The following is a 13,300-nucleotide window of genomic DNA, read 5'->3' on the forward strand; positions in this document are numbered from 1 at the left end:
GTGCGATCTGGGAGAATCGCGCCGTTGTCTGAATCCAGCCAAGGCCTGCCATGACCGCGACCTCCTCCCCCTCCCGGGCCTCCGGCGTGATCGCTCCCTACGGGGGAACTCTGGTGGACCTGATGGTTCCGGAGGCGGAGCGGGCTGCCCTGAAGGCTTCTGCCACGCGGACTCTGGAGTGTTCCGACCGCAATGCCTGCGATGTGGAATTGCTTGTGGTCGGTGGCTTCTCCCCTGAGCGGGGGTTCATGCATCAGGCCGACTACGACGCAGTGGTGGCGGGTCATCGCACCACCTCTGGCTATCTCTTCGGTTTGCCGATCGTGATGGATACCGATCGCGACGATGTTGCTGTCGGCGACAAGGTGCTGCTGACCTACAAGGGCCAGGACCTGGCGGTGCTCACGGTTGAGGACAAGTGGGAGCCCGACAAGGTGGTTGAGGCCAAGGGTTGCTACGGCACCACCTCCATCGAGCACCCCGCCGTGCGCATGATCACGATGGAGCGCAAGCGGTTTTATCTCGGCGGTTTGATCCAGGGCCTGGAGCTGCCCAAGCGTGTGTTTCCCTGCAAGACCCCGGCGGAAGTTCGCGCCGGGCTGCCTAACGGGGAGGACGTGGTGGCGTTTCAGTGCCGCAACCCGATCCACCGAGCCCATTACGAGCTCTTCACCCGTGCGCTTCATGCCCAGAACGTGAGTGAGAACGCTGTGGTGTTGGTGCATCCCACCTGCGGTCCCACCCAGCAGGACGACATCCCTGGTGTGGTGCGCTTTCAGACCTATGAGCGCCTCGCCGCTGAGGTGAACAACGACAGCATCCGCTGGGCCTATCTGCCCTATGCCATGCATATGGCTGGCCCCCGCGAGGCCCTTCAGCACATGATCATCCGCCGCAACTACGGATGCACCCACTTCATCATTGGTCGGGATATGGCTGGCTGTAAGTCCTCACTCACCGGTGATGACTTCTATGGCCCTTACGACGCCCAGAACTTTGCCAAGGAGTGTGCAGAGGAACTGATGATGGAAACGGTTCCGTCTCTCAACCTCGTCTACACCGAAGAGGAGGGATACGTCACCGCCGAACATGCCGAGGCTCGAGGCCTGCATGTGAAGAAGCTCAGCGGCACCCAGTTCCGCAAGATGCTCCGCAGCGGTGAGGAAATCCCCGAGTGGTTCGCCTTCCGTAGCGTTGTTGACGTGCTTCGGGCCGCCTAAGTCCTCAGGATCCCATTAACATTCCTTCATCAGAGGCAAGACAACCTTGAACAAGCGCTGGCGCAACGTGGGGCTTTATGTCCTCCTGGTGGTGGTGGTGATCGTCGTTGGTACGGCGTTTCTGGATCGTCCTGATCCAGCCACTGCTGCCCGCACCCTTCGTTACAGCGACTTCGTGGAGGCGGTTCAGGAGAACCAAGTCAGTCGTGTGCTGATTTCTCCCGATCGGGGCACCGCGCAGGTGGTGGAGAACGACGGACGACGCGCTGAGGTCAACCTCGCCCCCGATAAGGATCTGCTCAAGCTGCTCACCGACCACAACGTCGATATCGCAGTGCAGCCCACCCGTCAGCCAGGTGCCTGGCAGCAGGCGGCTGGCAGTTTGGTCTTCCCCCTGCTGCTGCTGGGTGGCTTGTTCTTCCTGTTCCGCCGCGCCCAGGGTGGTGGTGGTGGCGGGAACCCCGCCATGAACTTCGGCAAGAGCAAGGCCAGGGTTCAGATGGAACCCTCCACCCAAATCACCTTTGGTGATGTGGCTGGCATTGAAGGGGCCAAGCTCGAGCTCACCGAGGTTGTCGACTTCCTCAAGAATCCCGACCGCTTCACTGCAGTTGGAGCCAAGATTCCCAAGGGCGTTCTGCTGGTCGGTCCTCCCGGCACCGGTAAGACTCTGTTAGCCAAGGCCGTGGCCGGTGAAGCAGGGGTTCCCTTCTTCTCGATCTCCGGCTCCGAGTTCGTCGAGATGTTCGTCGGCGTTGGTGCCAGTCGCGTGCGCGACCTGTTTGAGCAGGCGAAAAAGAATGCTCCCTGCATTGTTTTCATCGACGAGATCGATGCCGTTGGGCGTCAGCGGGGTGCAGGTCTCGGCGGTGGCAATGATGAGCGCGAGCAGACCCTCAACCAGCTGCTCACCGAAATGGATGGTTTCGAGGGCAATACCGGGATCATCATTGTGGCCGCCACAAACCGGCCGGATGTGCTGGATGCCGCTCTGATGCGTCCAGGTCGTTTCGATCGTCAGGTTGTGGTGGATCGCCCTGACTACAACGGTCGCCTGCAGATCCTCAAGGTTCATGCTCGTGGCAAGACCCTCGCCAAGGACGTCGATCTCGACAAAGTGGCCCGCCGTACTCCCGGCTTCACCGGCGCTGACCTCTCCAACTTGCTCAATGAAGCGGCGATCCTCGCGGCCCGTCGTGAACTCACCGAGGTCAGCAATGACGAGATCAGTGACGCGATTGAGCGTGTGATGGCTGGTCCGGAGAAGAAAGACCGGGTGATGAGCGAGCGTCGTAAGCGCCTTGTTGCGTATCACGAGGCTGGTCATGCTCTGGTTGGCGCCCTGATGCCCGACTACGACCCGGTGCAGAAGATCTCGATCATTCCTCGCGGTAATGCTGGTGGTTTGACGTTCTTCACCCCGAGTGAGGAGCGCATGGAATCCGGCCTTTATTCCCGCGCCTACCTGCAGAATCAGATGGCTGTGGCCTTAGGCGGTCGTGTCGCTGAGGAGATCGTTTACGGCGAAGACGAAGTCACCACCGGTGCCTCCAATGACCTTCAACAGGTCGCCCAGGTGGCTCGCCAGATGGTCACGCGTTTCGGCATGAGCGACAAGCTCGGCCCGGTGGCTCTTGGTCGTGCCCAGGGAGGCATGTTCCTCGGCCGCGATATCGCCGCCGAGCGTGATTTCTCGGAAGACACTGCGGCAACGATCGATGAAGAGGTCTCTGATCTCGTTGCGGTTGCCTATCGTCGCGCCACCAAGGTGCTGAACGACAACCGCTCTGTTCTCGACGAACTGGCCGACATGCTTGTTGAGAAGGAGACGGTCGATGCGGAGGATCTGCAGGACTTGCTGATCCGTCGTGATGTGCGGGTCGCTGAGTACGTCTGACCCTGGTGTCGGGGAGGTCAGCTGCTGGCAGAGCCGGCAGGTTGATCTGATCGCCTCGTTGCGGCGGCAACCACTTCTGATGGTGGTTCGCCCTCAAGAAACAGATCTCAATCGGCCCTTGGCTGAGGCTGGTTCGTTGTGGAGGCTGCTCGAAAGCCTCGCCCTCCATGGCGTTCATCATGTGGAGGTTGCCTGGAGTCGGCACCCACGCTGGCCGGAGCTGATCCAGGCAATTCAGCACCGCTTTCCGGCCTTTTCCCTCGGGGCTGCCTCGATCGTCTCCAGGGATGGATTGGAGTGTGCGGCCGAGCTTGGGCTCGCTTATGCGATGTCTCCTTGTTTTGATGACGATCTGATCGCCCATTCCCGCGCCCTCGGCCAGGTGCTCGTTCCTGGTGTGATGACACCCACGGAGATTCACCGTGCTGCTTTACAGGGCTGCCGACTTGTCAAACTGTTCCCCGCAGCGGCACTGGGGATTGACTACCACCGGCAGTTGTCGGCTCCCATGGGGGCCTTGCCGTTCATGGTCGCAGCCGGTGGGCTGCGCGTGAATCAGCTGAGCGATTGGTTGCATGCCGGCTATGACGCTATTGCGTTGGGTCGATCGGCGATCCACGCTGATTGCCTCGACCCGGTGCTGCATGCATGGCTGGAAAGCAATCGCTGGTCGACTTGAGTCCCGGATGCTACAGATGAGATAGGTATTTGTGGATTCATGTCTCAGCTGTCGATCAAATTGAGCGACAAGGCCGATGCTCTGATCGCTCAACTTCAGAAGGAGATCTTCAACCGTCGCCGCAAAAAGGTCACTGCTGCAGGTGTCGTGGAATCTCTTGTCGAGAGTGGTGCCCGCTCTCAGTCCGATAAGCGTTTCGCGACGTCCTGGACGAATCTGATTCAGGACATTGAGAAGGCAGCCAAGCTTGCGAATGCCCATGGCAGCAAACCTTCATCGCTCACCGATGAAGAGTGGGTGATGGTGCTCAGTCACCGGGCCCGAGCACAGTCTTCTCCCGTGCGATCGGCGAAGACAGCTGTTGCCAAGACAGTTGTTGCGAAGACATCCGTCGCCAAGACATCCGTCGCGAAGACAGTGACTGCCAAGAAGCCAGCGGCCAAAAAGTCGGCTGTTGCAAAGACTGCTGCAAAGACTGCTGCGAAGAAACAAGTCGCTAAGAAACCAGTCGTGAAGAAGGCTGTTGCGCGGAAGGCTGTCGCGCAGAAGGCTGGTGTGGGCAGATCAGGTGCGGCGACAGCCACAACCGTCGTTTCCAAACCCAGGCCCGCTCGTCGCGCCCGCAAAACGGCTGCGGCAGGCAGCACCAGCACCTCGGTGGCCAAGCGCATGGCCAAGGCAGCGGGGCGTCTGGCCAGCGGCGGCAGCTTGCTGTCGACCACCGCTGGAAGCAACGGGATCAATTCTCCGGCCCGTAGCTAAGCGTCACGCCAGCAGGCTGCACTGACCCTGTTGGCGCAAGAGGTGATCGGCTAACACCAGATTCACCATCGCTTCCACCATCGGTACGGCCCTTGGCAGCACGCAGGGGTCGTGCCGTCCCTTTGCAGCCAGGGTCGTGGCCTGGCCGGCGGCATTGATCGTTTGTTGTTCCTTGCGGATGGTGGCGGTGGGTTTGAAGGCCACCCGGATCAGAATCGGTTCGCCGTTGCTGATGCCTCCCTGGATCCCACCGGAGTTGTTGGTGGCAGTGCGCAGGCGACCATCGTCTGTGGGCAGAAAGGCATCGTTGTGCTCGCTGCCTTTGAGCAGAGTCCCGGCGAAGCCCGATCCGATCTCGAATCCCTTCGTGGCGGGTAGCGACATCACCGCCTTAGCCAGGTCGGCCTCAAGCTTGTCGAACACCGGCATCCCCAGCCCCACAGGTGGCTGGCGCACGATGCATTCGATCACGCCGCCACAGGAATCGCCATCCCGTCCGATCGCCTCGATCCGCTCGATCATCCGCTCGGCCATCAGCGGATCAGGGCAGCGAACGATGTTGGCCTCCACCGCATCGGCCTGAACGCTTGCAGGATCGATGCTTGCCTCCAAATCATGGATCCGTTTCACCCAGGCGATCACTTCCGTTCCATGGGTTTTGCGAAGTAATTGACGAGCGATCGCGCCGGCGGCCACGCGACCGATGGTTTCCCGCGCCGAAGCGCGACCGCCACCGCTCCTGGCTTGGATGCCGTATTTCGCCTGGTAGGTCGCATCGGCATGGGAGGGCCGGAAGGCCACTTCCATTTCCTTGTAGTCCTGCGGACGCTGGTCCTTGTTGCGCACCACCAAGGCAATGGGTGTTCCAAGGGTGACGCCATCCAGCAGTCCACTGAGGATCTCGACCCGGTCGTCCTCCTTGCGCGGCGTGGTGATTTTGCTCTGCCCCGGTTTACGCCGGTCGAGCTCCGCTTGGATGGCCTCAAGATCCAGTTCCAGCCTCGGTGGGCAGCCATCGACGATCACGCCGACGCCTCCCCCATGGGATTCACCGAAGCTGCTGATGCGGAAGAGATCGCCGAAACTGCTGCCCATGGGGGCTCCTTGCTAGCAAGAGCGTAAAGACTCGTCTTCAGGCTGCGGGTGCGGCGGCAGGCCGAGGGCGTCGAGCTGTGGCGGGACGATGGCGCAAGGTCGGCCGTTGATGCAGGGCTGTGATGCTGGAGCTCTTGATTGATCCAGCTGCTGCCAGATCGTTTTGCAACCCATGGGTGCAGCTGACCAGACGCGACCAGCTAGGGAGCTGATGGGCGACTGGCGTCTCCATCAGCTGGTGGATTCCAGGCTTCAGCAGAGTGGCAAAGCTCTGGAGCGCGAGCTCTTCGCTGTGGCGGTCGTAGGGAAGACGATTAATCGCTGAATCCAGTCCGAACTGCCGCACCCGGTCTTCTCCCACCCTGCGGTACAGCACTTCGAGGGTGGCTAATTCTTCCGGCGCCAGGCTGCGTCCTTCATGCTCCATGACTCCGCGAAGCACGGTGCGCAGGATTTCAGCCGCCATCCGCTGCAGTCCTTCCGCAGGGGTGGCACCAAGGGTTTTGTGTTTGTGATCAAACAGTCCCAGGTCCACTTGGGCGATTCGGCTGGACGCCACGTGGCGATAAACCTCAGAGAGAAGACCGATCTCCAGCCCCCAGTCGGAGGGGATCCGCAGGTTCATGGCCAGATCGCGGCTGAAGGCGAATTCACCTGCGAGCGGGTAGCGGAAGCCCTGGAGGTAGCGCAGATAAGGCAGTGGCCCGAAGATCTGTTCCAGGCTCGCCAGCAGAGGACCAACGAACAGCCGTGTCGCACGTCCCTGCAGGGCTTGTGTTTCCAGGGAGAGCCTGCTGTAGAAGGCTTTGACATAGGCCACGCCGTGGGAAGGGTCCAGGAGTGGCCTCAGCATTCGCTCGGGGTAGGCCGGAGAGAAGGTGCGAATGTCGGCATCAAACAGGCCGATCACCTCCGCTTGACGGCAGGCCACCCCCAGACCCTGCCAAACAGCCCAGCCTTTACCTGCCGGTCCAGTGACGTCGAGGCCCAGCTCGCGCATCGACTCCAGCAATTCACGAACGGCTGGTCCATTGGTCCAATGCACACGCACCGGGAAGGGCATGCCGCTGAAGAAGGCTTCGGCTGCGGCGACATCCTCCGGGCTGTCTGCTGCAAGGGCAATCACCAGTTCATGGAGCCCTTGCAGTTCCCCGAGCACGTCACGGATCAAGCCCAGGGCCGGCCGGCTGAATTCCTCCATCAGACAGGGGATCAGTAGGACTGTAGGGCGTTGCTGGAGCTGGCGCCGGAAGCCGGGAAGATCCAGATTGCCAAGCCCGTAGTCATGAATGGTGGCGATCAACCCCTGCTGAAAATCCATGTGGTGATTAATGCGACAACAGGTCGTAGAGCGCTGTCCCATACCTGGGGCAGTTGCCGATGGATCGATGCAGCAGCAGCAGCGGATGCAGCATCAAACGTTGCCATCGCTTCTCGCGGATCTCTACGACCAGCATTCTTCGGAAGAACTCGAGACGCTGTCGTCGCAATTGCTGCATTCCCGAGTGGCGTCAGGAAATGGCCATGCCGAGATTGCTGCCGAACGCCGCTGGAACGGTGCCACGTGTGTCTTGATCGCCTACGCCGATGCGGTGACGGCGGAGGGTGAGCCTGGCCTGCGCAGCTTGAAGCGGTTGATCGACGATCATCTCGCCCCCCTCGCCACGGTTCTGCATGTGCTGCCGTTTCTGAGGTCCACCAGTGATGGTGGCTTCGCCGTCTCGAGTCATGAGGAGCTGGAGGATCGCTTCGGTTCCTGGAGTGATCTGGCGGCGCTTGCCAACGGGCGTTGCTTGATGGCCGATCTCGTGCTGAACCATGTGTCCGCCTCCCATCCCTGGGTTCGGGGTTTTCTGCGTGGCGCGCAACCTTCCGCGCGCTGTGTTCTGGCCGCTTCACCCAACCCCTGCTGGGATCGAGTGGTGCGTCCACGCAGTTCGTCGCTGTTCACCACCCTGGCGACGGATCATGGGCCGGAAACGGTCTGGACCACGTTTGGGCCCGATCAGGTGGATGTGAACTGGCGGGATCCGGAGGTGCTGCTTGGCTTCAACCGTCTCTTGGAACGTCTCTGCAGCCATGGCGTCGGCTGGCTGCGCCTGGATGCGGTTGGTTTTGTCTGGAAAGAGCCCCACACCGACTGCATCCACCGTCCTCAGGCCCATCGGTTGGTGGAGATCCTGAGGCTCCTGCTGGAGGCGCGCTGTGTGGACGGGGTGGTGGTGACAGAGACGAATGTTCCTGAGCAGGAGAACCTTTCTTATCTGCAATCTGGGACTGAAGCCCATCTCGCCTACAACTTTCCACTGCCGCCCTTGCTGCTAGAGGCCAGCCTCAGTCGGCGGGCTGATCTGCTCAACAGCTGGTTAGCGCGTTGGCCTCAGCTTCCGCCGGATACGTCCATGCTCAATTTCAGCGCCTGTCATGACGGAATCGGTTTGCGCCCCCTTGAGGGCTTGATGGAGCCTGATCGATTGCTGCAGTTCCTGCAGCAGTGTGAGCAGCGAGGCGGGCTGGTGAGCCACCGCCGTCTTGAGGACGGTCGCGAGGTGCCCTATGAAATCAACATCAGCTGGTGGAGCGCCATGGCTGATGCTGGTATCGACGCCTCACGCCTGCAGCGTCAGCGTTTCTTGCTGACGCAGCTGCTTGTGCTCGCCCTTCCGGGGGTGCCCGCCTTCTACCTTCCGGCGCTGCTGGCCAGTCCAAACGATCGCGCCTCGTTTCGGCGCACGGGCCATCGGCGCGATCTCCACCGAACGCGGTATTCAGTGGATCACCTGCAGCGGCTTCTCGCTGACCCAACGACTGAGGCCAGCAGGGTGTTGTTCGCTCTGCGTCAGGCGATGAAGGTGCGAGCTGAGCAACCAGCCCTACAGCCTTGGGCACCGATGCACGTGCTTAGCCAGGGGCGTTCCGATTTGGTGATCCTTCAGCGGGGCGAAGGAGCAGAAACGCTGCTTGCTGTTCACAATTTCAGTGATGCTCGACTGAGTGTTCCCTTGCGCGCTTTGATCGCTACCCCTCCTGGGTCCCGATGGCAGGATTTGCTCTCCGGTCAGACCTTTTCCGAGGCCCAACAGGCCTTTGATCTGGAACCTTTTGCAGCGCACTGGTTCACGACAGCATGAGCATGCCTGCCTCCTCGTCATGGTCTTGGTGGGTGGTGAGCGACCTCGATGGAACCTTGATGGACCATCGCTACGACTGGCAGCCTGCTCGGGAGACGATTGGCTGGTTGCAGGATCGAGGGATCCCTCTGATCCCTTGCACCAGTAAGACGGCTGAGGAGGTGCGCCTCTTTCGAGCGGAGGCTGGTCTGCACGATCCCTACATCGTTGAGAACGGTGGGGCCGTGCATGGCGAGTCCATGGATGGCCAGCCTTGGACCTTGGCGCTGGGCGTGCCTGCAGCTGATCTGCGGCCCGTGTTGCTCGAGCTGGAGCATCGTCTCGGCACATCGTTGCCAGCGATTGATGGTCTTTCAGGCATGGAAGCCCGCGCTTTGCTTGGTTTGGAGGGGGAGGCGTTGCGTCTGGCCTGTTGCCGGAGCTGGAGTCTCCCGTTTGTTCCGCCACCGCAGGATGAGCGCGCGCGTCTGTCGGAGTTGGCGCAGTCTCTTGGTGTGGCGGTGGTGCAGGGGAACCGCATGGGGCACCTGCTGGGTGCGGGGGTGAGCAAGGGGCGAGCACTACGCGCTTTGCAGGATCACCTGCAGCCCCCCAGGGCCAAGGTTTTGGCCCTTGGGGATTCCCCAAACGATTTACCGCTTCTGAATGCAGCGGATGTTTCCGTTGTTGTCCCCGGGCCAGCGGGTCCTCATCCAGTGTTCGCTGAGGCTCTCGATTCAGGCCGCTTCCTGCTGGCGGAAGCACCCCACGCAACTGGGTGGGCGTTAGCCGTGCGCAGCGTGATTGCAGCCTGAGTGTCCAAGCCAAGAAGCGCACAACAAAAAGCCCCCTCCGAAGAGGGGGCTTTCCGGTTCAGTTGACCTGAACCTGTTGTTGATTCCAGATCAACCGATGGCGGGAGCTTGCAGAGCCACGGGGGTGGACTCAGCAGCAGCCAGGTCGAGGGGGAAGTTGTGAGCGTTGCGCTCGTGCATCACTTCCATGCCGAGGTTGGCGCGGTTCAGCACATCAGCCCAGGTGTTCAGGACGCGGCCCTGACCATCAAGGATGGACTGGTTGAAGTTGAAACCGTTCAGGTTGAAGGCCATGGTGCTGACGCCCAGGGCGGTGAACCAGATGCCGACCACAGGCCAGGCAGCCAGGAAGAAGTGGAGGCTGCGGCTGTTGTTGAAGGAGGCGTATTGGAAGATCAGGCGACCGAAGTAACCGTGGGCAGCCACGATGTTGTAGGTCTCTTCCTCTTGGCCGAACTTGTAGCCGTAGTTCTGGGACTCGCTCTCAGTGGTCTCGCGGACCAGGGAGGAGGTCACCAGGGAGCCGTGCATGGCGGAGAACAGGGAGCCACCGAACACACCAGCCACACCCAGCATGTGGAAGGGGTGCATCAGGATGTTGTGCTCAGCCTGGAACACCAGCATGAAGTTGAAGGTGCCGGAGATGCCGAGGGGCATGCCGTCAGAGAAGGAACCCTGACCGAAGGGGTACACCAGGAACACAGCAGAAGCAGCAGCCACAGGAGCGCTGTAAGCAACGCAGATCCAGGGGCGCATGCCGAGGCGGTAGGAGAGTTCCCACTCGCGGCCCATGTAGCAGAAGATGCCGATCAGGAAGTGGAACACAACCAGCTGGTAAGGACCGCCGTTGTAGAGCCACTCATCGAGGGAGGCCGCTTCCCAGATGGGATAGAAGTGCAGGCCGATGGCGTTGGAGGAAGGAACAACAGCACCGGAGATGATGTTGTTGCCGTAGATCAGGGAGCCAGCAACAGGCTCACGGATGCCGTCGATGTCGACGGGGGGAGCTGCGATGAAGGCAACGATGAAGCAGGTGGTGGCAGCCAGCAGGGTGGGGATCATCAGCACACCGAACCAGCCCACATAGAGGCGGTTGTTGGTGGAGGTGACCCACTCGCAGAAGGACTGCCAGCCATTGGCGCCGGAGCGCTGCTGAATGGTGGTGGTCATGAGAACGGGAAAAGATGCTCCGAAGAGCGGTTACGGAAGGGCAGGGATGCCCTGCCACGCACGACTGTAACGGAACATTGAGCTGTGTGTCGACGGCTTTGTGAAGCTGTTGTGAAGAAGCTTGAAGGGGCGTTGCGGCCTCGGTGGTTGTTAGCGTCCTGCCAATGGGCCGATCCATGTCGCTGTCACCCTTTGCGCTTCAGCCCCCCGCTGCGGGTGAGCGCGTGCTGCTGGTGCGATTGCCCTGCAACCCCATCTTTCCGATCGGGCCGATCTATTTGGCCGATCACCTCCACAAGTGTTTCCCTGGCCTGCCTCAGCGGATCCTCGATCTAGCCGCTTTGCCGGTGCTGGATGTGGAGCGCGTCTTGCTGGCTGTCATCGACCAGTTCCAGCCGACGTTGCTGGTGTTCTCGTGGCGCGATATTCAGATCTACGCCCCCGTTGATGGCCGCGGAGGCAACCCTCTTCAGAACTCCTTCGAGGTTTTTTACGCGCGCAATCCGCTGAAGCGTCTGCGAGGTGCCCTGGGTGGCGTCCGGCTGATGGCGAGTCACTACGGGGAGCTTTGGCGTAACCAGCGCCTTGTGCGTCGGGGACTAGCGCGGGCTCAGCGCCACCGCTCGACGGCCCGGGCCGTGCTTGGTGGTGGCGCCGTCAGTGTTTTCTATGAGCAGCTTGGCCGTTCCCTCCCTAAGGGCACGATCGTTTCCCTCGGCGAGGGTGAACCCTTGCTGGAAAAGCTTCTGCTCGGGCATTCGCTGCAAAGCGAACGCTGCTACGTCGTTGGTGAGCCCCCCCGGCCAGGACTGATCCATGAACAGCCTGAAAGTCGCCCGAAGACGGCTTGCGATTACGCGTACATCGCTTCGATTTGGCCTCAGCTCGACTGGTATCTCGACGGAGGCGACTTCTACGTCGGCGTTCAGACCAAGCGGGGCTGCCCCCATAACTGCTGCTACTGTGTTTACACGGTGGTCGAGGGCAAGCAGGTGCGCCTCAACCCTGTGGAGGAGGTTGTGGCAGAGATGCGTCAGCTCTACGACCGAGGTGTGCGCGGTTTCTGGTTCACCGATGCCCAGTTCATTCCAGCCCGGCGTTACATCGACGATGCCAAGGAGCTGCTTCGGGCCGTGAAGGCCGAGGGGCTCACCGGCATCCGCTGGGCGGCTTACATCCGTGCCGACAACCTGGATGCCGAGCTCGCTGAGCTGATGGTAGCCACCGGGATGAGCTACTTCGAAATCGGCATCACCTCTGGCTCCCAGGAACTCGTGCGCAAGATGCGCATGGGCTACAACCTGCGCACCGTGCTCGAGAGCTGTCGGATGTTGGCAGCAGCCGGTTTCCGCGATCACGTGTCGGTGAACTACTCCTTCAACGTGATCGACGAACGCCCGGAGACGATTCGTCAGACCGTGGCGTATCACCGCGAGTTGGAGCGGATCTTCGGGGCTGACAGGGTGGAGCCCGCGATCTTCTTCATCGGCCTGCAGCCCCACACCCACTTAGAGCAGTACGGCTTTGATCAGGGGCTGCTGAAACCTGGCTACAACCCAATGAGCATGATGCCCTGGACGGCGCGCAAGCTGCTCTGGAATCCGGAGCCGATGGGCAGCACCTTCGGGAGGATCTGTCTTGAAGCGTTTGACCGCAATCCAGGAGATTTCGGTCGCACGGTGATGGATCTATTGGAGCGTGATTACGGCGTTGCGCCGTTGGATCAAGCGCTGCGCGCGCCGGTAGAGGGACGGGCCGCCTTGGCTAAAGCCGTGAGCTGACGCACCAGGAGGGCGCTGAGGGCCAGGATTCCGACGACTCCGCCGAGGGGATTGCCACCAGGACCTGTCAGCCATTGCGGTGAAAGGGGAGACCACTGAATCAGTCCCGACTGCAGGGCAAACCAGCCACCCACCAGTCCGCCGTGGAGGCCGACGCACCCCCAGAGAGATCCCTGATCGAGCCGCCGGCGGGTTGCCAGGGCTATCCCCAGTAGAAACAGCCCGATCAGCAAGCCCAGCATCGGCCAGAAGCCAAGGTTGAAGCGGGTATGCACCAGGCTGAAGATCAGCGCCTGACCCGGAAGGGCCAAGCGCGGGCCAATGAGGTGGTTGAGCTCTCCCCAGAGCCAGCCTCGGAAGAGCAGTTCTTCCGCCAGGCCGACCCCAAGGCAGAGCACTACGGCATTCAGGAGCTCCGCGAGGCTTAGATCCCCCAGCCACTGACCCCAGCCACCCGCCAGGCTGAGCCCTGTGATCAACAGCAGCAGAGCGAAGGCCCAGCCGAGGCCGCCGCGGAGTCGTGCACCTGGCCCTTCGCTGCGCTGAGACGACCTAACGCCCAGGGTTTGCCAGGGATGGGCGCTGTCCCAACGGATGCGCACCCAACTCGGCAGAACCAGCAGAAACAGCAGTTCGCTGACGAGGGTGCCCATCAGGTCTCTGGAGGCCAGCGGGATGCTCGGGAAGAGCCAGCTGATCGGTTGGATCAGAAGCCAGCCCAGGCCATAGAGGGCTGGAATCAACAGCACGGTCGGTAGCCAGCGACGGCGC

Annotated in this window: 11 protein-coding genes; 7 read left to right on the forward strand and 4 right to left on the reverse strand. The window is 61.4% G+C overall.

Features of this window, described 5'->3' with window-relative positions:
- Nucleotides 1–50 precede the first annotated feature (50 nt).
- The 4 genes from sat to H0O21_RS05770 are packed head-to-tail and all read left to right on the forward strand — an operon-like array spanning nucleotide 51 to nucleotide 4,558.
- Nucleotides 51–1,220: a sulfate adenylyltransferase gene (sat, locus tag H0O21_RS05755; RefSeq protein WP_185190709.1), complete on the forward strand. Its 1,170-nt coding sequence runs from the start codon at nucleotides 51–53 to the stop codon at nucleotides 1,218–1,220.
- Nucleotides 1,221–1,266: 46 nt separating this feature from the next.
- Nucleotides 1,267–3,117 (forward strand): ATP-dependent zinc metalloprotease FtsH3, encoded by a 1,851-nt coding sequence (gene ftsH3, locus H0O21_RS05760; protein WP_131592900.1) that lies wholly within the window; start codon nucleotides 1,267–1,269, stop codon nucleotides 3,115–3,117.
- Nucleotides 3,092–3,796: a bifunctional 4-hydroxy-2-oxoglutarate aldolase/2-dehydro-3-deoxy-phosphogluconate aldolase gene (locus H0O21_RS05765; protein ID WP_185190710.1), complete on the forward strand. Its 705-nt coding sequence runs from the start codon at nucleotides 3,092–3,094 to the stop codon at nucleotides 3,794–3,796. Before ftsH3 ends, H0O21_RS05765 begins: the two co-directional genes overlap by 26 nt.
- A gap of 39 nt (nucleotides 3,797–3,835) precedes the next feature.
- Nucleotides 3,836–4,558 (forward strand): hypothetical protein, encoded by a 723-nt coding sequence (locus H0O21_RS05770; RefSeq protein ID WP_185190711.1) that lies wholly within the window; start codon nucleotides 3,836–3,838, stop codon nucleotides 4,556–4,558.
- 3 nt (nucleotides 4,559–4,561) lie between these two features.
- Here H0O21_RS05770 and aroC read toward each other — a convergent pair whose 3' ends face one another.
- Complete coding sequence (aroC, locus tag H0O21_RS05775; protein ID WP_131455957.1) at nucleotides 4,562–5,653, reverse strand: chorismate synthase; 1,092 nt, start codon at nucleotides 5,651–5,653, stop codon at nucleotides 4,562–4,564.
- A 37-nt stretch (nucleotides 5,654–5,690) separates the two neighbouring features.
- Nucleotides 5,691–6,974, reverse strand: a complete 1,284-nt coding sequence (locus H0O21_RS05780; protein ID WP_185190712.1) for a glycosyl transferase — start codon at nucleotides 6,972–6,974, stop codon at nucleotides 5,691–5,693.
- Between the two features lie 67 nt (nucleotides 6,975–7,041).
- Between H0O21_RS05780 and H0O21_RS05785 the strand changes: the two genes are divergently transcribed.
- Together H0O21_RS05785 and H0O21_RS05790 are read left to right on the forward strand one after the other, a co-directional pair.
- Nucleotides 7,042–8,784, forward strand: a complete 1,743-nt coding sequence (locus H0O21_RS05785) for an alpha-amylase family glycosyl hydrolase (protein WP_255441158.1) — start codon at nucleotides 7,042–7,044, stop codon at nucleotides 8,782–8,784.
- A gap of 2 nt (nucleotides 8,785–8,786) precedes the next feature.
- On the forward strand, nucleotides 8,787–9,578 hold the full coding sequence (locus H0O21_RS05790) for an HAD-IIB family hydrolase (RefSeq protein WP_370523093.1): 792 nt from the start codon (nucleotides 8,787–8,789) through the stop codon (nucleotides 9,576–9,578).
- 90 nt (nucleotides 9,579–9,668) lie between these two features.
- On the opposite strand, the gene psbA is transcribed toward H0O21_RS05790, so the two are convergent.
- Entirely contained in the window at nucleotides 9,669–10,748 is a 1,080-nt protein-coding gene (gene psbA / locus H0O21_RS05795; protein ID WP_007100687.1) for a photosystem II q(b) protein, read from the reverse strand.
- Between the two features lie 176 nt (nucleotides 10,749–10,924).
- On the opposite strand from psbA, the gene H0O21_RS05800 reads away from it, so the two are divergent.
- Nucleotides 10,925–12,529: a photosystem II high light acclimation radical SAM protein gene (locus H0O21_RS05800; RefSeq protein WP_185190715.1), complete on the forward strand. Its 1,605-nt coding sequence runs from the start codon at nucleotides 10,925–10,927 to the stop codon at nucleotides 12,527–12,529.
- Here H0O21_RS05800 and H0O21_RS05805 read toward each other — a convergent pair.
- Nucleotides 12,472–13,278: a CPBP family intramembrane glutamic endopeptidase gene (locus H0O21_RS05805; RefSeq protein ID WP_255441160.1), complete on the reverse strand. Its 807-nt coding sequence runs from the start codon at nucleotides 13,276–13,278 to the stop codon at nucleotides 12,472–12,474. The genes H0O21_RS05800 and H0O21_RS05805 overlap by 58 nt on opposite strands.
- Between the last annotated feature and the right edge of the window lie 22 nt (nucleotides 13,279–13,300).

This window comes from Synechococcus sp. HK01-R (assembly GCF_014217855.1).
In the GTDB taxonomy this organism is placed as follows: Bacteria; Cyanobacteriota; Cyanobacteriia; order PCC-6307; family Cyanobiaceae; genus Synechococcus_C.

Coding starts and splice junctions, on each gene's coding strand:
- H0O21_RS05800 (WP_185190715.1), top strand. CDS start 10,925: ATGTCGCTGTCACCCTTTGCGCTTCAGCCCCCCGCTGCGGGTGAGCGC.
- H0O21_RS05780 (WP_185190712.1), bottom strand. CDS start 6,974: ATGGATTTTCAGCAGGGGTTGATCGCCACCATTCATGACTACGGGCTT.
- sat (WP_185190709.1), top strand. CDS start 51: ATGACCGCGACCTCCTCCCCCTCCCGGGCCTCCGGCGTGATCGCTCCC.
- psbA (WP_007100687.1), bottom strand. CDS start 10,748: ATGACCACCACCATTCAGCAGCGCTCCGGCGCCAATGGCTGGCAGTCC.
- aroC (WP_131455957.1), bottom strand. CDS start 5,653: ATGGGCAGCAGTTTCGGCGATCTCTTCCGCATCAGCAGCTTCGGTGAA.
- H0O21_RS05770 (WP_185190711.1), top strand. CDS start 3,836: ATGTCTCAGCTGTCGATCAAATTGAGCGACAAGGCCGATGCTCTGATC.
- H0O21_RS05790 (WP_370523093.1), top strand. CDS start 8,787: ATGCCTGCCTCCTCGTCATGGTCTTGGTGGGTGGTGAGCGACCTCGAT.
- H0O21_RS05785 (WP_255441158.1), top strand. CDS start 7,042: ATGCAGCAGCAGCAGCGGATGCAGCATCAAACGTTGCCATCGCTTCTC.
- H0O21_RS05765 (WP_185190710.1), top strand. CDS start 3,092: ATGTGCGGGTCGCTGAGTACGTCTGACCCTGGTGTCGGGGAGGTCAGC.